A 16,366-nucleotide genomic window follows, 5' to 3' on the forward strand; every position below is an offset into this window, starting at 1 on the left:
AAAAGTGTGGGCTTTTCATAATGGCTTGTCTGAATTTTAAAGCCTTTGATCGCTACCTGAGGAGACCATAGAGCGTGTCTCTATTTTTCTTTTACTATCCCGTACGTCGCCAAAAGGAAGATACACGCTATCAAGTCGTCTATAGGTATTCCTCTAAAGACGGGATAAAACCAAGCCCAACTATACGGCTTTTCCATAGCTATAACCCAATAGAGAACGTCCTCCAAGGTAGAGGCGTAAACGAAGTACTATAAGGTAGAGAAAGAAATAAGCTTTCCTGATGCGAGCCAAGAAGGGTAAAGGAAAATTACGTCATATATCACTCTGTAAAAGTACAGTGATACTGTGGGCGAGAAGATTCCTTTCATCCAGGAGGTGATAAGGGATCTGTCGAAGGGTCCCATTGCATCCCCAATTCCAGAAGAGCGTAAAAAGCGGAGAAAATTCCCAGTAATAATAACTTCCTTCTCATGTTAAACGCTCTTGGCACTCCTCACGAATTCCTCCACGACTCTCATAGGGTCCTTAGCCTTCATCACAGCACTTGCTACTCCTATTCCTGAAGCTCCTAATTTTATCGCTGTCGCAACGTCTTCCCCACTGGTTATGCCTGCCCCGGCAATTAGCATGACCTCTGGGAACTCCTTGATCTGTTCTACCGCTTCAGTTATTACCTCTGGTCTAGCCTTTGATACAGATATCCCACTACCTATAAGCTCTGGAGGCTCTATCAAGATTGATGTAGGTTTGAGAGTCCCTATAGCCCTAACTAGTTCGTTTCTATCCACGCATACAACTGAATCCAGATCGAGTTTTCTCGATCTGTTGATAGCTTCAGCTATCTCGTCAATCCTTATTCTCCTCTCGCTGTGGTTGAGGAGAGTCCCTTTCCCTCCAGCCTCCTTCACCATTTCAGGTGTAACTGAACCAGTGTAAGCTCCCAAAGAGTTAGAATCAACATGTTCAGCGAAGACCGGTAACGACACCTCGCTTGCTATCCTGTAGATCTCAGTTGGAGGGACTGAAATGATGATCTCGGTGGAGTACTCCATGCTTATTTTCTCTATCTGTTTAGCTATTTCAACGCCCTTCTTCCCGAAAGAGGTGTCGTATGCCTTGAAGTTAATTAGAATTACAGGTTTCTTCATAAAGTAAAGACAAACGTGTAAAATATATGGCTTTCTGCGGGATAGATCTGGCGGTGAAAAGGGAGACCGATGTAGGTCTGATGATCGGTAACTCGGTGAAGGTTTACGAGGTCATGACAGACGAGGAAATCGTGTCAATTTGTATGAACGCTAAGGCATCAGCCCTAGACTCACCTTTCAATTACTACTATCGTGAGATAGACAGAGAAATGCTGAAGCATGGGTATAAAGTCCTTCCTCCCTCTTTCATGAAGTCCCTTGTAGAGAGAGCTATGAGGCTGAGAAATAGCCTTAAGTTAGTCGAAACCCACCCCACATCGTCCTTGAAGAACGCTGGAATAGATTGGAGGTCACTATCCCGCAAAAAAGACGTGATCGACGCTGTGATTTCAGCTTTAACAGCTCGCCTTTACTATGAAGGTAAAGCTCAGGTTATATACGCTCACGATGGAATAATTGCCTTGGCACCTAAAAGTAAGGTGAGCATAATTCCGCTAAGTGATTTTGATTTCATAGTTTTTCCTTGATCAATAGAGGAAATCTTAACATTGTCCAGACTTAGACGGATCTGGGATCAAGACAGTTAGTGGGAATAAACCGGGGAAATATTACTTTTTGCTACATATAATTAAGAAAATTTAATGTAACATGTGAGTTTAAATGCAGTTATGCCCATGTTTTGGGCAATTCAGGTTTCCATTGCAAATTGTAATTATAGCAAAAATAGATCATATATAAGGAAATTGTTAAGCATGAATACCTACCTAGTCCGTAAGAGACCGTTTAATTAAATTCACTCTACCTCAATAAATAAACTGAATTCGCAAAAGAGACGTGAATTACCCCATATTTTTCACAAAGCTAATTTATCAGTTTTTTATGTAATTTGTATCTAAAATATAAAATAAATCAAAGTAAAACACCTGCTCTTTGAAAGAAAGGCTATCCGAAAATTCGTCCTCTTATGAACGGGAAAGTTTTATTATGTGCGGAACGCCTCTTTACAGAACCCAAAATGAAAGTAAGTGAATTGAAGCCCAGAGCTTCAGCTACAGTAACCGTAAAGGTATTGAAATTAGGAGAAGCAAAACAAGTTACAAACAAGGACGGTTCATTGCACAAGGTGTCAGACGTTCTTGTTGGAGATGACACAGGTTCAATCCTTATGAGTTTGTGGGATGACAACATAGGAAAAGTTAGCGAGAACGACGTGATAGACGTAAATAACGGTTATGTATCAGTAGTTAGGGGCTCTATGAGGCTAACCCTAGGTAGGGAAGGAAAAATGGAGAAATCCACACAGACAATAGAGAACGTAAACACTGAAAATAACCTCTCTGATAAGAAAGTTGAGGATACAGGCTATCGTGGAGGAGGCTTTAGGAGAAGTTATAGGAGATATTGAGATCTAAAACAATTTAAGTAATATTTTCCTGTTATATTTATTTTCTCCTTAAAAAGAAATGTAACCTTTTACTTTTTTAAAAAAGTAGTTTTCCATTATTGTTTTGCAGCTTGAGTGAGCGGAGATCCACAGTCGCCGCAGAACTTTGAGCTGGGAGGATTCTCTTTCCCGCACTTAGGGCACTTTATCGATGTAAGTGAGGCTCCACAGTTTTCACAGAACTTCGCGTTATTGTCGTTCTCATAACCGCACTTCCAACACTTCACTTTTTGAGCCTGAGGCTGAGCTTGCGTTTGAGAGGGCTGTGGCTGAGTTGGTTGTGTTTGTGCCTGAGGCTGTTGCGGATGCGGTTGCCCGTACTGAGGTTGCTGCCCATATTGTCCTTGTTGATAAGGTTGCCCTTGATAAGGTTGTGGTGGTTGCCCGTAACCGTAAGGTTGTCCATACTGGCCGTAAGGTTGCCCATAGCCTTGTTGTCCATAAGGTTGAGAATATGACTGTGCACTCATTATGGCCATCATTACAGTGTTCATGAGCTGTTCTTCTCCTGCATAGTCTTTATAGAGCCCGTATGCGTCCACACCTCCGCCTGCAAGAGTTAGAAGTTTATTGTGTAAAAGTTCGTCCGAAACCCCCACTGTAGCTCCAGCAGTAAGTAATTCTTGCATTAAGTTGGCAATCCCAGTTTCCACCATTACGAACTCAGGTCCGACACAGATTCTAACGGTGTAAGATTTGTTCTGATCGGTTAACGTGCCTAATATTGAACTGTGCTGAGCCTGTATTACAGCCATGTTCTGCCCAACCATGGGGAACGTTTGAAAACCTTGCCCCATGAGGTACATTGTAACTTGCTGGACTACCATTTGAAGATTTATTGGCCCGTTTATTGGAACCATTTGCTGCTTTCCGCCTAGACCAACTGACTGCGAACACATCATCATGGTCATCATTGGGTTTCCTGCTGGCTGTCCATACGGCTGTCCATAAGGTGGTTGTCCATAAGGTGGTTGCCCATAGGGTGGCTGAGAACCGTAAGGTCCTCCATATGGATATGACATAAAGATCTCTATAGTCAATTATGATGAACCAACATTTTAAATTTTTAAGATGACTTCTCTTATCTCATTCGATTTTTTTAGAAAAACTGAGTTTTAAGTTGAAATGTCTTCCTCCACATCAATTTTGCTTGTGAGACTATGATAATTCATTTTCTTGTCTAAGGGTGGAACTCCTGATAAAGACTCTGCAAATTCAATGAGCTTAACTGCTTGTTCAGATATTACGTATACCGAGTTTTTGCCAATGCGTTTCTTATTCACTATCCCTGCCTTTCTAAGGGTTGACAAGTGATGAGAAACTAGAGATTGATAGTTGTTGGTTGCCTTGGCTATTTCTCCTACAGAAGCTTCTCTCCTTTGACTTAAGTAAAGAATTATTTTCAATCTGTTCTCATCAGCCATGCATGAAAACAACTTTGCTAGTTCGTTTATCATTACTATATTAGGGTAACCCTAATGTTTAAATTTTTTTCTTAAGAAACTTCGTTTAGGTTATCCCTATATTTTTATACTAGTTGCCTCAATTGAAAGTATTCAGAAATGATATGAAGATAAAAGAAATTGCGTAATGTATAATAAAATGTAGTATACATTAAAAACAAAATATTAGTGCTAAGGTGTTAAGCCGGTAACTTCATTCATAATAAGCATCAAGAAGTTCCTATGGGCTTCCTTCATGTTTGACGTTCTAGAGGCGTGGTTGTAAAGGGAAGCCGAACTGAAGAACTCCTTTCCACATACAGGACAAGTGTTGTTGTTCCTTTCAAGTTCTTTCTCTAGCCTAGAAAAAACAACTTGCTTCTTAAACTCCCTTAAGATGTCGTTCAGTGTAGACCTATCTATGTTCTCATTTTCGTTCTTCTTCTCTTCCTTCATGAAGTCCATGAAAGCTTTAGTGCTCTTTTGTTCTATCTTGTTTATGGTTTTTTCGTAGTTGTCCAGCTCTTCCTGAGCGTAGGTGAAGCCGATTTCAGCCATTTTCTTAAGGTCTTCAACGTCAACAGCGAACCTCAATACCAATGCGTGGAGAGCATCCTTTGAACTAGAGTAAATTCCGCCTCCAAAAGGTGTATCAATGTACCACTTTCCTGTACCATCTGAGAATTTTAGTTGAACTAAGTTATTTCCTCTAGAAAGGGTTCGTGGGGCAACCCTCAAATAACCGACGTGAAGAAGAGCTTTAAAGAGGGTTACCTTTTGGGGGTTCATAGTAATCTCTCTCATGGAGACGTTTTAAAACTAATTTGACTGGCAAATCTGAATGCGGAAAAATATCATGGTTTAGTTTTAGTTTTCTTTTAAAGTAACCACGGTTCTTAATAGAATATTTTCATCGATCTCTCCTCCTTTTTTATTGCTTCCGATTAGATTTTGCCTTAATGTTTAGGTTTATCCTTGCGTTGACTTTAAAAGAGTTTAATTAAAAATAATAATAACCCTAAGAGGGGCGTTGAAGAAAAAAGTTTTACCTTTAGGGGAAGGTTAAAGCCAACTCCTCTATTTCACTTCTTTGAGGGTTGTTGGCTTTCTTTCTTCTCGCCCTTCTTCTTGCCTGCCATTTTTTTAAAACCTAAATTTTAGTTTACTCCTTAATCTTTTAAAGTATTTCTTACTATGATTTCAATCTTTTCTTAAAGATCTAGTTGAAGTGTTAAAGATGTGTAGTAACTGTAAGAAAAATTTAATTAATCTATTATTCATTTAACATTAGTATTCATAAAAAATAGGTATCTCTTTAATATCATACCAAAATAAAGGATAAAACTGAAATTATTAACAATATTCATTATACGGAACAATGAAAATACGTGGCGAAATTCCTCAAATATAAGGAGGAACGCCGAGCTCATTTTGGTGAAAAATGAAAACAAAGCTGTTGGTATCGCTCATAATAGCTTTATTTGCATCTGGATTAGTTTTTTCCAGTGCTGCAGTATCGAGTGGTATAATTCATTTAAATGGAATCAATTCAAATTCAGCCACAACAAGTTCAGCTGCTAATAACTTATCTCAGATAAATAATAATTCTGTAATAGTATCTCATCACAGTCACGAACATGGCAAATCTAACGGTAGAAAACATGGGGTTGCATCAAATCATGAAAGACATGTGTTAAACCTGCTCTCAATGATACCTAACTTCAAGTTCGTTGGGTACAACTCGTCCTTCCTTAAAATAGGTAAGTTCTATGCATACGACCTTTACGGAAAGAATTTAGCATTGAATAAAACCGGCGGAGATCTAGTTCTCATGACTAACGATTCAGTGATAGCATTTGGAGAGATTCCACCATTAAAGGCTCAATACGTCATTATTAACTATTCTTCTGATATGACAGGACCGGTCGGAGTATACATGAAGATATTCAATAAATCTACTCCTGGTACTAATGATATGAAAGATTCAATTGTGATCCCCTTCTACGTTCCATCTAATGTAACTCCTCCCAACTCTACCTTTGTGAGATATGTCTACGCCAACGTTACTATAAATTCCACGTCTGAAGAGATCAAGTTCGCAGAATATGTTAGCGAAGACCACGTGTTTTTCCTGCCAAATACAACCCTGTTTGGGGAAGTTAAGATCCCGCTTAATCTCTTCGAAAGGTACTCTAACTACACGGGAAAATATCAAGTAGGGATCTTCGTACACTCCAAGTTGGTTGGGAACTCAACAAAGGTCTCCTATATGAGGATCAGTGAATGGAAGTTAGTTGGTGTTACTCAGATACACCATTGGAAACGTGATCATGAGGTTGCCATAATTAGGGATGGATGCCTTACTTTCAAGGGGAAAAAGTTAAACGCATCTAATTCCATCATGTTCATCCACGGGAAGAACCTAACGTCAAGGTCATACAATGGCACCGCATATGTTACCTTGAAGTCTAAAGACGTGAAGTTCTCCTTCTTAGTTAAGGGAAATTCTACAATAGGAATAAGGATAAACTCGAATGTATCAGTAGTCCTGCTACTTCACTCTTCACCGAACTTCACCAACTTCATCAACGTGACCATTCACCTGCGTTATGACGGTAAAGAGAGATCGCTTACTTTCCACGAGGTAAAGGAAGGAAACGTGTACTATCTAATTTCAGCTAGGGAGTTCTATAGAGGTACTATAGACGTGAATGCGGTTCAAGTCCTTAAGGAATTGGGTCTGAAAGTACCAGTTGATAGTGTTTCCATAGGCACGCTCCTTCCATCATATGGGACCGTCATGTTTAAGTTATCTTCCTCTATTTTTTCGTAGATAGAACATGGGAGGTCTGGCTTTGTTTTTCTTGCTGGTATTTTCTTTAACTGCAGCTTCAGCCCACGTTCAGGTTATAGACCAGACCTCTCACGAGTTGATAATTCCTAACAACGCTAGAGTGATCTCTTCTAACGTCTCTTTCTCCTTGAGAGGTAATTCAGTCTACCTTTCCTCACTTCCAGCAGAGGTAGAGCTCTCTTACAGCGGAGGATCTGTAGGCCTAGATGAGAATTTTTCGTTCCTAGCATCGGTCTTCCTCCCTGAAAACTCCGATATAGTTTACATGTCGTCCGAGCCTGTAGGATTTTCAGCAAACAGCAGTCTTTATAACATAACTTTCTACGGCCGAAATTTCACGTTGCTTTACTATTATAATAACGACTCTTCTCCAAGGTCTAGTCTGTCGACCTTTTATCTAGGTGGCATGGTAGTTACCTCAATCACAACTGTAGCTCTTTTAGTCCTCTTGTTCAGGAGCAGGGTTAAGAGAGTAGAGGTAAGCGAAGTTCCGCCGAATGAATTAGATGATAAAGACAAGATGATCATAGACAAGATAAAAGAAGGCAACTATAACTTAACTAAGATAGCTGAGCTCACTGGTATACCTAGAACTACTGTGTACAGGAGGATCAGGAGGTTGATAAAGCTGGGCTACTTAGTTGAGGAAAGGAAGGACGGTAAAGTTAGGTACGTAGTTAAAGGTGACGGGGGATGAACGTTAAAGTACTTCTCTTTCTCTTAGTACTGTCATTGGGCGTGTTTACGTTCCTTACTGTAAGTTACATTAACGTTACTCATTTTTCTCAATCGAGTAAGACGTGGGAGTTTAAGAACAGGGTAGTCTTGATAGTTTATCCCAAGGAAAGAGGACTCTATAACTTCTCCTTTACTTCGATTTATCACGGGCGTGTAGTGATTTTGCTTAAGATTGACCATTCTAAATCTACGTTGAATAGAAACGTAATTACCCTTAGCTCCAACTCAAGCGAAACTGTTTTGCTTCACCCTGGCAAATATATCGTGGAGGAATACGTGTTCATAAACTCTAACTCACCTCCATCACCATCCTCTTATAATGTGGAAATATACAAGGTAGGAGATTGAGTTTAGGAATTTTGAATTCTATTTTCTACACAGCCTCTTTATGGTCTGATATAGACTGGTATAGATCGACTCTTTTTTCCTTTCATATTCATCGTATTAGCATCATTCAAAGCTATTCCCTTGATCTTCTGAGTAGATTGACACCTCGTCCTGAGTATACAAGGACTCAGTGAGATGATCAGTTAGATCACCAAGAACGTCATGAGATTACCTCACGGCTATTCTCTATCAACCTTATCACTCGAAACGTGGAAAAACGACTTTCCCTATTACCTTATTACCTTTTTACAAAAGTTTGAAAGCCTCGCCCCTTCTAGGGGCGGGGAGTAAGTCAGCTTAATGTATCAGCTTTCTAGAAAACGCTTCGTTCCTTTTCTCTGTTTCTAATTTTCTAGTTTAACGGACGGGGAGAAAGAGAGACGTTATTAACTTGTTTCTCCTCTTCATCTCCTCACTGTCAAGACGATCGCTGATGCTATCAATGTCATCACTGCAGCGAAAGAATATGAGTAGAAAGGAGAGACCACATACAGGAACCCCATGACTAGGTTTCCTATGGATATTCCTAGTGCCCTTCCTAAAGATAGTGTACCCATCCCAGTCGCTACCTTATCGGAACTTGTGAACTTGGAGATGATTGACGGTTCAAAAGTCTCTATCGCACCTACAGCTATTCCCATCAAAGCACTGAACACGTAAAGCAGTGTTAAGGACACGTCGTAAGTCAACGCAAAACCGAAGCTGGCTATCGCCGCAGTAGCGTAGCCTAGGAAGGCCAGCCCCTTTATCTCTCCTACCTTGCTCCTCCCATAGAAAAAGGCTGATAAAGCAGAAGTGCCGGAGAATATGGCGAAAGCCAATGTACCCAAATATTCCTTATGGGTCAGCTGAGCGACGCTTATTACAGGGAAGCCGAAGCTGAAGAAAGTGAAACCAAAGAAGAGGGTAGATAAGGTTATCGTTACAACTACTTTCACGTTAGTATTTCCTCTCCTTTCCACACGTGCGGTCTTGGTCGTGGCTATCAGCAAGGTCGAGATCGCTAATGGGATCATTGTTCCTAGGAGGGCATATTTCACGGGTAAACCGAAGAGAAGGACTATAGAGATGTACACTATTGCCAGGAAAGCCCCAGTCTGGTCAAGCAAATGCATTATTCCGTACGCCTTTTTCCTCTCTTCTGTGGACGTGACCTCTGACAGGAGCGCTCTCCTTGCGGGAGTCCTGAAGTTCCTTGACCACCAACCCCCCACTATCAGCAACAAGGCTATCAACGGGTTCCCCACTATCCCTGAAAGAGACATGAGTGCAATCAGGGAGTTCCCTACACTTCCAACTAGTCTTCTTCCATACTTGTCAGCTGCCAACCCACCAAGGAAAGACATCACTGCACCTCCTCCGTAATTTACAGCCTCTATTATCCCGTAAACTGCAGGAGAAAGGCCGTAGTACACAGTGATGAGGAGAGGAAGGAAAGACATCACTGCCATGTAACCAAGGTCTGCAAAGAAAGCGGAAAACGACAGCTTGTATACCTCTTTCTTCATGGGAAGAATGAACTTTACCTCATTAAAAACATTTTTAGAGAAGTCACGGGTTCTCTGACCCTAGACTTTTAAGGGTTATCTTGAAGAACCCTCCCTTCCTTTCGACGCTCTCAAGTACGTCTATCTCCCTGGCGATCTTCTCGAACAAGTTTATCAAGTTCTCGGCAGTCTCATCGTCTACGCTGGTCAAGTTCCCCCTCAACACGTTTTTCTCCACCGAGATCTGCAAGTTAGTGAACAACCTAACTAAGGTAGACACTACACCGATGTAGAGTTTATCCTTCCCTGTCCTCCTTTCCTCCTGCATGGAGGAGATCGTGGCTGAAACAACTCTGACTATTTCATCGTTGTCTATCTTCCCGTTGGACTTCAATACCCTGTAAAGTAGAAACGAAGAGGAAATTACGTTGATGCCCGTGAACTCATACCTCCTGCTCTCTTCGCTTATGTCTTCTCCAGACTTTATGAGCTCTATGGAGTACTTAAGGATCCTGTCCGAACATCTCTCTAGCTGTGTTATCCCGAGATCTTGACAGACCTCCTCTAGTTCCTTCCTAGTCTCCTCTCCTATATGCCAAGGTATTCTCTTCCAAGGTTCTTCCCTCATATCAGCTTCAGGGTCATTATATGACCTTTACAAATAACCTTTTCCCTTAGGTTACTTTCTCCCAATATCTCAGATATCTTGTTCCCTATTTCGTTACACTCGTTCTCGATCTGAAACGGAAAAGCAAGCAAAATGTCCTTGTGGTTTATGTTCACTCTCACTCCGGGGTAAATAGACTCTATAAATGCCTTAGCCTTTGGGATATCGTTTATAGACCTCATTTTGAATGCTGGGTCATCGTATCCTTGACACGGAAGCATCGAGTATCCAGCGTCGGAGAAGTCCACGAAAACGCTGAAAATCTGGCTTATGTTTTCCTCCCCCGTCATATCGTATATTCTTATAGATTGAGATAAAGCCGTGCTGGAGAAAGCAGATTTGTAGTTAGCGTCAACGTTGAACTTTCTCATCAACCTATCTCTTGTGTCTGCTACTGTCTCTGATACAGGTACGGTTTTTATGCCTTTAGCTTTAGTCCCTTGATTGTTAACGCCCTCAGCAATAAGGACACTGTGGAAGCCAGTGACGTTGTCTACCTTTAAGGTCAAATGCTCTCCTAGAAGTGACACAACGTAGTCTATCATTAACTTGAACTTTTCCTCGCTGACGTCCGCGGTCTGGCTTATTGAGATAACGCATCTATCCCCTTCAACTTTTGAATTAATTAAGGACGAGTTCCTAGGGAAAATGAAGGACAGTACTGTAGGTAAGTCTTCTGCCCTCACGAAGTCAATGTATCGTGACACGGAATCCCCATGATAAATTAGATCCTCCCTTTTCACGTCCCTCAGTACCTTCACGTAAGGAACGAACCTATAGTAGAACTGGCGAGTTAACTTATGAATTAAAATAAAGGAAGAATCGAGCCCAATATAGCTTCTGTTATATCTTTCTATTGAATTGAAAATTTCTTGGAAGAGCCACGTGTTGAACGCCCTCTCGGATTTCTGTCCACCATTAAGCACTTCATATTTTCTCCTTATGAAATCTAGAAGATTTGCCACTTCGCTGTTCACTGTGGTAAGCGATCCCTTGTCATTGTTGTGGCTCTTCGTCACGACTATAAAACTTGTAAGCATTTTTTTAAAAACTTTTTATCTTAATGGAGTTCAAGGGGGAAAAGGAAGACCTCACATGCAAGGAGATGGATAGCCTCCTTTGTATAAGCTTATGTGGTCACGATTCCGAACTCTCTCAATGCCGGACGTGGGTTTAGATTTAGAGCCTAGATGAGGAGTTAGTCCTTTTGCTCTATCTTTCCCATCTGCAACGCCTTGTAATATTTGCTGTTCCTCAGCATCTCCCTGATTTCCTTTGGTTTCAATCTTTCCTCTATCCCCGTTAAGGCAATACTTATGCCTTCCTTAGCCACCTCCCAATCTACTTCCTCCATGAACGATCTTAAGAGCTTAACGTCGATGTTGAAACCCAACAAGTTTACCGCGTAAGGCAACACGAACTTCTCGAGAGCTAAGTAGTTCGCTGTATCTCTGTTTTTAGTTCTGGATAATGATTCCCTATCCTTATGGTTAACCTTAGCACCTTGGAAGACCACTGAATGTAGACCCTTCTTGATTCCGTTCAACGCTATCAAGGTCTCGTTATAAGCCCCTCTCAACGTGAAGGTTAAGGGGGAATATCCTTCTATCGCTTTCCTCTTCACGCTCATGTTAACTCCCGCTACTGCGAGAGTCCTGTAGGTTCTCAGCGTCACTTCATTATCTTTATCAACAGATAGACCTACCTTCGTTAAAAAACCTTGGTAATCTTCGAAAACATCGCAGTAAGGCTTCATGTATTCCTTATCCCTAAACTTATCGAAGAGCAGGTTGGGGTAATTTACCCACTTCTGTCCCTCTATTTCCCCAGTTGCCACTCCTATCTTATCCTTCTCCATGATTCTTAGGTGGTCCTCTATCCAGCTAGGCGAAACAAAAGCGTCGTCGTCTGACGTCAAATAGACGTCAGCCTTCTCCTTGAAGAGAAGTGCCAGAGCCTCCTCGAAGAGCCCTTCTTTTTGTTCTATCAATTTGACATCAAGGGTCTTGGATAATCTTTCAATAGCTTCAAGTGTCTTCTCATCTCCTTCAGGATCTCCCCTCTTCATGATTATTACAACCCTGAAGTCTGTATAAGTTTGCCTAGTCAAGGAATCCAACAGATTCCCTATCGTAGAACCATTGTTCCTGTAAGTAGGTATTCCTATTATTACCTTCATGCCTCTTCACTTTCATGGGGAATTAAATGTTTTTGTAATGAATTATTTTAATATCCATGATGGTTGCTGTACCTCCTAGATCTTAACAGATATTTAAAAGTCAAAATGATATTATCATTAGCATATCTATTATTGAAAGAGAGCCAGACTTCGTCTACTGTACATGTTGTATATACACGCGTTAGCCTGTCCGACGAAGAAATACTGAAGCGTCCTAGAGTTTCTCCGAAATGTCCTTGTAAGGACATATCAAAGACGAACTTAAGTTTATCCTCACGTTAAGATTTAAGCCCGTTTTCCCTTAATATGTATGGTAATATTGGACCTGATAGACAAGAAGCTAATCTTTTACCTCTTCAAAGACGGCCGAATGTCGCAGAGGAGTATAGCTAACGAGCTGGGTCTCACAGCGCCCAGCTTGAATTATAGATACAAGAAGCTCGAGGAAGACGGTGTAATAAAGGGTTTCAAGTTATACCTGAACCCTAATATCAACTTCAAGTACCAGATGTTCATAGCGTTCAAGAACTATGATGACTTTTCAGCTAACTGGATCTCGTTTAAATTGAAGTGCGTTGAATGGCTAAACGTTTATAACATTATAGGGGACTCTTTACCTGACCTCAAGGATAAGGTAGGGCAAATGACCTCTAAACTTGGAGAGCCGGCTATGTCCTACCTTCCTGTTCAATCAATGATCAAGATTTCATCTCTGTCAAGAAAGATCATTGATTACTTAGCTGAAGACCCTAGGAGGCCTCTTTCCGAAGTCAGCGAAAGGCTCAAGGTCAATACCAAGACAGTTGAGAGGCATGTGAAGTATCTGATCTACAAAGGTATAATAATGATAATCCCCATGATAGACCTACCTAAGGCAGATGTGGTCATGTTCTCCATGTTCAGTAAGCAGATAGACTCCTTAGATGACGTACTTCAGAGGTGCAAGGTGTGGAAGTTCAGCGATGGCACTGCAGGAGTTACCACTTGCGTATCTGAGAACATGGAGCTAGCTAAGAGGTTCATAGACGCTTCCAGACGTGTAGATCCTAAAGCGGATGTGATGATAGTGTACGACTACGAATTCAATTGATATATATAAAAAAGGTCTACATAATCTAGCTTTCACGGATCTTAGTTTAGGATAGGAGATGAACTACACGTAAATATATATGACTGTTTCTAACTACTAGTCAGGCAAGTATAAGCGGTAAATTTTGTAGTGGATTCTCACTTTTAACACTTGCTGAGATAAATAAAATACAGAAAACGAAAATAATATGATACCTTAACTTTTCATGTAGTTAAAATAAAGAGGACTGAATTTTTATTTTATTATATATATAAATAAAAATATTTATTTCTTTCCATTTAGTAATAATACCTTACGATCTTCTTCTTTCTACCTTGTGTCTTGTTCATGTTCTTCAGTGCTCTGTACTCGTCTATTCTGGTGATCGCTTCTTTTACATCAGTAACTCCTTTCAACATCTCTGCTAACCCTTTCTCGCCTATGTAGCCCAACCACGCCACGATATGGCCTTCCCTTAGGTGATACTCGACGCAAGCAGGATCGTTCTTATATAGTCTCGTCATCTCCTCCTTGAGTTCCTCAACATTATGCGCTACACCGACTACTTTCTCATACGACTTGAAGTAGAAAGGTTCCATTTTCCTCATCCTACTGCTTGCTCTAGCTTAGGTAAAAAGGAAAAACGCTTAATCTCTTTCTCAAAAATTGCGAGGACAGTTTCTTCCTCCTACCTTACTCTATAAGCTAGACACGTTTCAGAAAACACGACGAGGAGAGTAGAAAGCTTTTTAATACATTCGTTTGTATACGTCTTTGTATAATTAAATAAATGTTTTTATAGTGGTTCGGTATAATTATTCATGTTGGAGTCAAGCCTGAAGAAAAGGATAGGCGACTACATAAAGTACTCTGAGGTATACTACGAGATAATGAGGGCTGACCACGAGTCAGAGCTGAGGTTGCCCAGTAACGACAAGCTAGGCCAGATATTTCACTCTTTCGTGCAATACACTCTGACCGGAAGGAAGGTTTCCCTTTCCTCTTGGGTCAAGCCCCTCGAGGGTAAAATGGTGAAGGCAGTAGAAATCCTCAAGGAGGAACTTAGAGACCAACCAGTAGACGAGTGCGATAAGCTCACCGAGATAATTCACGGGGTTAAGGTAACGGGACAAGCTGACTTGTGTTCCTCTGAATACGTAGTCGAAATAAAGAGCAAGGAAGACATGAAGAAGGAAGACTTAATGCAGGCATTGATCTATACGTTCCTTTACAAGAAAGACGTCATCCTGTTCATGTTCAACATCTACACTGCAGATTACTGTTTAATTAAGGTATTCCATAACGACGAGAATGCCTCCCTGTTAATTGATGCAATTAGAAGAATGGAATCTGATAGAAATTGTGGAAGATTGTAAGTCGAAAGAGTATAAAAGGATATTAATAAGGGTAACAAATTGTAGTTATGGATGAAATAGACAAGCAGATAATCAAGATCATGTTAAAAGACGCGAGAACACCGCAGAGGAAACTCGCCCAGAAGCTCAACATTTCCCCTCCTGCAGTCAGCTACAGGGTAAACAAACTCATGGGCGACGTAATAAAGAGGCTTGTCCTTTACGTGAACCCTAACTTTTACGGTAAATACCACGGGTATGTGGCTTTCAACAACATCAAGGACTACGAGGGAGAGTACCTTGCGAAGATAAGGTGTATAGAGAGGTTGAACATATACGAAATAGAAGGGAGGAGCAGGGAAGAGCTGAAGGTCAAGATAGAGGGGATGTCAGAGGAGTTAGGGGAACCCCACATGATCTATATACCCTCTCAAACACCTTATAACCCATCCAGGTTTGACCTCAAGCTGGTCAGTATATTGAAGGAAAGACCTCTAGTCAAACCTGTAGAGTTAGCTGAGGAGCTGGGGGTTTCCTCTAAGACAGTGAGGAGACACATGAGGTACATGTTCGGGAAGAACTTCTTCAGGCTGATACCTATAGTCGACCTCGAAAAGGCGGGAATACTGATGTACGCTGTGTTCACAAAGAAAGTGGAAATTGCACAGAAGTTCTTCTACAACACTACGGTAAGGGAGATATCCGATGATAACGCTGGTATCTTCGTTAACGTTGCTGACAACGTAGACGAGATAAATAACATGACTTTGAAGTTCAGGAAGGAGTTCGACCAAGAAGCCGACGTAATGATAACCTCCAAATACGAGTTCCTCTGATTGGCGAGAACTCCCTCACTGAATATATTTCGGAGGAACTTAGAGACAGCTGATTCCTTTTTTGATCGAGAACCCGACTACGTGTGTATTTTTAGCAAAATTAAGATTAATGGTGCGGGCGGAAGGACTTCAGGCGAGGTTAGATCCCTCATGGGATCCTTTCATAGATTGACGGGAAGGTCATCCCTAGCTTCCTTGCGGTGTTGAAGTCCTCTTCTATTACTTTTCCCCGTCTTTATGTAGAGGTATAAACAGCCACTATATTACATCTTATTACGTAAAAAAACAATTAAAGTACAAACACAAAATTAAGCGTGGAGAAAATAAAAATTATTATCTTATCTTGTTAAATAAGCGTGGAACTCGGTGAAGCGTTCAGTTAGAGCTCCTATCAGCGAAGAACTTCTGAAAGCGTTTCGGTTTCAACACTCCTACCAAGTAGTCGAACGCTGCTTGTGGGTCGCTGTTCTCACCGCAAGTATATACGTCTAGAGTAGCGTAGTTGTACTCGTTCCACGTGTGTAACGCTATGTGGCTCTCCTCTATCAGGGCTATCACTGATACGCCTCCCTTATTCCCCTCGAACTTCCAAGCCTTCTCTTCAACTAGATGCATGTTAGCTATCTTAATTGCCTCCCTGACAGCCTCTTCGAGCCTATCTTTGTCGGTCAGAATGCTTTCATCTATTTCGTACAAGTTGCCAAAAACATGCTTCCCGATTATCTTTTCATTTAAGAGCTCTACTTGCATCTCTCTAAAG

20 protein-coding genes are annotated in these 16,366 nt (G+C 41.1%); 8 read left to right on the forward strand and 12 right to left on the reverse strand.

From position 1 onward, the window contains the following. Window positions 1-80: 80 nt before the first annotated feature. From IC007_RS13565 to tpiA, 3 genes are all read right to left on the reverse strand, one after another. Window positions 81-227: a hypothetical protein gene (locus IC007_RS13565; RefSeq protein WP_232048946.1), complete on the reverse strand. Its 147-nt coding sequence runs from the start codon at window positions 225-227 to the stop codon at window positions 81-83. A gap of 21 nt (window positions 228-248) precedes the next feature. Then, on the reverse strand, window positions 249-404 hold the full coding sequence (locus IC007_RS13570; protein ID WP_232048947.1) for a hypothetical protein: 156 nt from the start codon (window positions 402-404) through the stop codon (window positions 249-251). Window positions 405-473: 69 nt separating this feature from the next. Next, a complete protein-coding gene (tpiA, locus tag IC007_RS00350; RefSeq protein WP_054845371.1) occupies window positions 474-1,148 on the reverse strand; it encodes a triose-phosphate isomerase in 675 nt (224 codons plus the stop codon). Between the two features lie 26 nt (window positions 1,149-1,174). Between tpiA and IC007_RS00355 the strand changes: the two genes are divergently transcribed. Both IC007_RS00355 and IC007_RS00360 read left to right on the forward strand, forming a co-directional pair. Beyond that, on the forward strand, window positions 1,175-1,675 hold the full coding sequence (locus tag IC007_RS00355; RefSeq protein WP_054845372.1) for a DUF429 domain-containing protein: 501 nt from the start codon (window positions 1,175-1,177) through the stop codon (window positions 1,673-1,675). 488 nt (window positions 1,676-2,163) lie between these two features. After that, window positions 2,164-2,553, forward strand: a complete 390-nt coding sequence (locus IC007_RS00360; RefSeq protein ID WP_054845373.1) for a single stranded DNA-binding domain-containing protein — start codon at window positions 2,164-2,166, stop codon at window positions 2,551-2,553. A 95-nt stretch (window positions 2,554-2,648) separates the two neighbouring features. On the opposite strand, the gene IC007_RS00365 is transcribed toward IC007_RS00360, so the two are convergent. From IC007_RS00365 to IC007_RS00375, 3 genes are all read right to left on the reverse strand, one after another. After that, complete coding sequence (locus IC007_RS00365) at window positions 2,649-3,614, reverse strand: zinc-ribbon domain-containing protein (protein ID WP_149528886.1); 966 nt, start codon at window positions 3,612-3,614, stop codon at window positions 2,649-2,651. 93 nt (window positions 3,615-3,707) lie between these two features. After that, window positions 3,708-4,049, reverse strand: coding sequence for an ArsR/SmtB family transcription factor (locus IC007_RS00370; protein WP_054845374.1), 342 nt, complete (start codon window positions 4,047-4,049; stop codon window positions 3,708-3,710). 177 nt (window positions 4,050-4,226) lie between these two features. Further along, window positions 4,227-4,823 carry a hypothetical protein gene (locus IC007_RS00375; RefSeq protein WP_149528182.1) on the reverse strand — a complete coding sequence of 199 codons (597 nt, stop codon included), beginning with the start codon at window positions 4,821-4,823 and terminating at the stop codon, window positions 4,227-4,229. Window positions 4,824-5,475: 652 nt separating this feature from the next. Here IC007_RS00375 and IC007_RS00380 point away from each other — a divergent pair. From IC007_RS00380 to IC007_RS00390, 3 genes are read left to right on the forward strand one after another with little or no spacing between them, the layout of a single operon-like run. After that, the gene (locus IC007_RS00380) at window positions 5,476-6,867 is read left to right on the forward strand and encodes a hypothetical protein (protein WP_149528183.1); all 1,392 of its coding nucleotides are present in this window, start codon (window positions 5,476-5,478) and stop codon (window positions 6,865-6,867) included. 7 nt (window positions 6,868-6,874) lie between these two features. Next, the gene (locus tag IC007_RS00385; RefSeq protein ID WP_054845377.1) at window positions 6,875-7,585 is read left to right on the forward strand and encodes a helix-turn-helix transcriptional regulator; all 711 of its coding nucleotides are present in this window, start codon (window positions 6,875-6,877) and stop codon (window positions 7,583-7,585) included. Further along, the gene (locus IC007_RS00390) at window positions 7,582-7,974 is read left to right on the forward strand and encodes a hypothetical protein (protein WP_054845378.1); all 393 of its coding nucleotides are present in this window, start codon (window positions 7,582-7,584) and stop codon (window positions 7,972-7,974) included. Before IC007_RS00385 ends, IC007_RS00390 begins: the two co-directional genes overlap by 4 nt. Window positions 7,975-8,417: 443 nt before the next feature. On the opposite strand, the gene IC007_RS00395 is transcribed toward IC007_RS00390, so the two are convergent. From IC007_RS00395 to IC007_RS00410, 4 genes are all read right to left on the reverse strand, one after another. Continuing rightward, window positions 8,418-9,521, reverse strand: a complete 1,104-nt coding sequence (locus IC007_RS00395; protein WP_232048948.1) for an MFS transporter — start codon at window positions 9,519-9,521, stop codon at window positions 8,418-8,420. A 43-nt stretch (window positions 9,522-9,564) separates the two neighbouring features. Continuing rightward, entirely contained in the window at window positions 9,565-10,128 is a 564-nt protein-coding gene (locus IC007_RS00400) for a hypothetical protein (protein WP_054845381.1), read from the reverse strand. Then, the gene (locus IC007_RS00405; RefSeq protein ID WP_054845382.1) at window positions 10,125-11,186 is read right to left on the reverse strand and encodes a hypothetical protein; all 1,062 of its coding nucleotides are present in this window, start codon (window positions 11,184-11,186) and stop codon (window positions 10,125-10,127) included. The genes IC007_RS00400 and IC007_RS00405 overlap by 4 nt, the downstream gene beginning before the upstream one ends. Before the next feature lie 179 nt (window positions 11,187-11,365). Next, a complete protein-coding gene (locus tag IC007_RS00410) occupies window positions 11,366-12,346 on the reverse strand; it encodes a glycosyltransferase family 2 protein (RefSeq protein ID WP_054845383.1) in 981 nt (326 codons plus the stop codon). A gap of 310 nt (window positions 12,347-12,656) precedes the next feature. Between IC007_RS00410 and IC007_RS00415 the strand changes: the two genes are divergently transcribed. Then, a complete protein-coding gene (locus IC007_RS00415; RefSeq protein WP_232048949.1) occupies window positions 12,657-13,436 on the forward strand; it encodes an Lrp/AsnC family transcriptional regulator in 780 nt (259 codons plus the stop codon). A 278-nt stretch (window positions 13,437-13,714) separates the two neighbouring features. Here the strand turns inward: IC007_RS00415 and IC007_RS00420 are convergent, their stop codons facing one another. Beyond that, on the reverse strand, window positions 13,715-14,014 hold the full coding sequence (locus IC007_RS00420; protein ID WP_054845478.1) for a hypothetical protein: 300 nt from the start codon (window positions 14,012-14,014) through the stop codon (window positions 13,715-13,717). 222 nt (window positions 14,015-14,236) lie between these two features. Here IC007_RS00420 and IC007_RS00425 point away from each other — a divergent pair, with 222 nt between their 5' ends. Further along, the gene (locus tag IC007_RS00425) at window positions 14,237-14,791 is read left to right on the forward strand and encodes a hypothetical protein (RefSeq protein WP_054845384.1); all 555 of its coding nucleotides are present in this window, start codon (window positions 14,237-14,239) and stop codon (window positions 14,789-14,791) included. Window positions 14,792-14,838: 47 nt separating this feature from the next. Continuing rightward, window positions 14,839-15,606 carry an Lrp/AsnC family transcriptional regulator gene (locus IC007_RS00430; RefSeq protein WP_054845385.1) on the forward strand — a complete coding sequence of 256 codons (768 nt, stop codon included), beginning with the start codon at window positions 14,839-14,841 and terminating at the stop codon, window positions 15,604-15,606. Window positions 15,607-15,981: 375 nt separating this feature from the next. Here IC007_RS00430 and speD read toward each other — a convergent pair whose 3' ends face one another. Continuing rightward, a complete protein-coding gene (speD, locus tag IC007_RS00435) occupies window positions 15,982-16,356 on the reverse strand; it encodes an adenosylmethionine decarboxylase (protein WP_054845386.1) in 375 nt (124 codons plus the stop codon). Window positions 16,357-16,366 lie beyond the last annotated feature (10 nt).

Origin of the sequence: Sulfuracidifex tepidarius, from assembly GCF_008326425.1 — an archaeon.
GTDB lineage: Archaea > Thermoproteota > Thermoprotei_A > Sulfolobales > Sulfolobaceae > Sulfuracidifex > Sulfuracidifex tepidarius.

What these genes read in the sequence shown, in the direction of transcription:
- IC007_RS00420 (WP_054845478.1), bottom strand. Translation starts at nt 14,014, where the DNA reads ATGGAACCTTTCTACTTCAAGTCGTATGAGAAAGTAGTCGGTGTAGCG.
- IC007_RS00365 (WP_149528886.1), bottom strand. Translation starts at nt 3,614, where the DNA reads ATGTCATATCCATATGGAGGACCTTACGGTTCTCAGCCACCCTATGGG.
- IC007_RS00430 (WP_054845385.1), top strand. Translation starts at nt 14,839, where the DNA reads ATGGATGAAATAGACAAGCAGATAATCAAGATCATGTTAAAAGACGCG.
- IC007_RS00380 (WP_149528183.1), top strand. Translation starts at nt 5,476, where the DNA reads ATGAAAACAAAGCTGTTGGTATCGCTCATAATAGCTTTATTTGCATCT.
- IC007_RS13570 (WP_232048947.1), bottom strand. Translation starts at nt 404, where the DNA reads ATGGGACCCTTCGACAGATCCCTTATCACCTCCTGGATGAAAGGAATC.
- IC007_RS00410 (WP_054845383.1), bottom strand. Translation starts at nt 12,346, where the DNA reads ATGAAGGTAATAATAGGAATACCTACTTACAGGAACAATGGTTCTACG.
- IC007_RS00360 (WP_054845373.1), top strand. Translation starts at nt 2,164, where the DNA reads ATGAAAGTAAGTGAATTGAAGCCCAGAGCTTCAGCTACAGTAACCGTA.
- speD (WP_054845386.1), bottom strand. Translation starts at nt 16,356, where the DNA reads ATGCAAGTAGAGCTCTTAAATGAAAAGATAATCGGGAAGCATGTTTTT.
- IC007_RS00355 (WP_054845372.1), top strand. Translation starts at nt 1,175, where the DNA reads ATGGCTTTCTGCGGGATAGATCTGGCGGTGAAAAGGGAGACCGATGTA.
- IC007_RS00425 (WP_054845384.1), top strand. Translation starts at nt 14,237, where the DNA reads ATGTTGGAGTCAAGCCTGAAGAAAAGGATAGGCGACTACATAAAGTAC.
- IC007_RS00395 (WP_232048948.1), bottom strand. Translation starts at nt 9,521, where the DNA reads ATGAAGAAAGAGGTATACAAGCTGTCGTTTTCCGCTTTCTTTGCAGAC.
- IC007_RS00370 (WP_054845374.1), bottom strand. Translation starts at nt 4,049, where the DNA reads ATGATAAACGAACTAGCAAAGTTGTTTTCATGCATGGCTGATGAGAAC.
- IC007_RS00400 (WP_054845381.1), bottom strand. Translation starts at nt 10,128, where the DNA reads ATGAGGGAAGAACCTTGGAAGAGAATACCTTGGCATATAGGAGAGGAG.
- IC007_RS00390 (WP_054845378.1), top strand. Translation starts at nt 7,582, where the DNA reads ATGAACGTTAAAGTACTTCTCTTTCTCTTAGTACTGTCATTGGGCGTG.
- IC007_RS00375 (WP_149528182.1), bottom strand. Translation starts at nt 4,823, where the DNA reads ATGAACCCCCAAAAGGTAACCCTCTTTAAAGCTCTTCTTCACGTCGGT.
- IC007_RS00385 (WP_054845377.1), top strand. Translation starts at nt 6,875, where the DNA reads ATGGGAGGTCTGGCTTTGTTTTTCTTGCTGGTATTTTCTTTAACTGCA.
- IC007_RS00415 (WP_232048949.1), top strand. Translation starts at nt 12,657, where the DNA reads ATGGTAATATTGGACCTGATAGACAAGAAGCTAATCTTTTACCTCTTC.
- tpiA (WP_054845371.1), bottom strand. Translation starts at nt 1,148, where the DNA reads ATGAAGAAACCTGTAATTCTAATTAACTTCAAGGCATACGACACCTCT.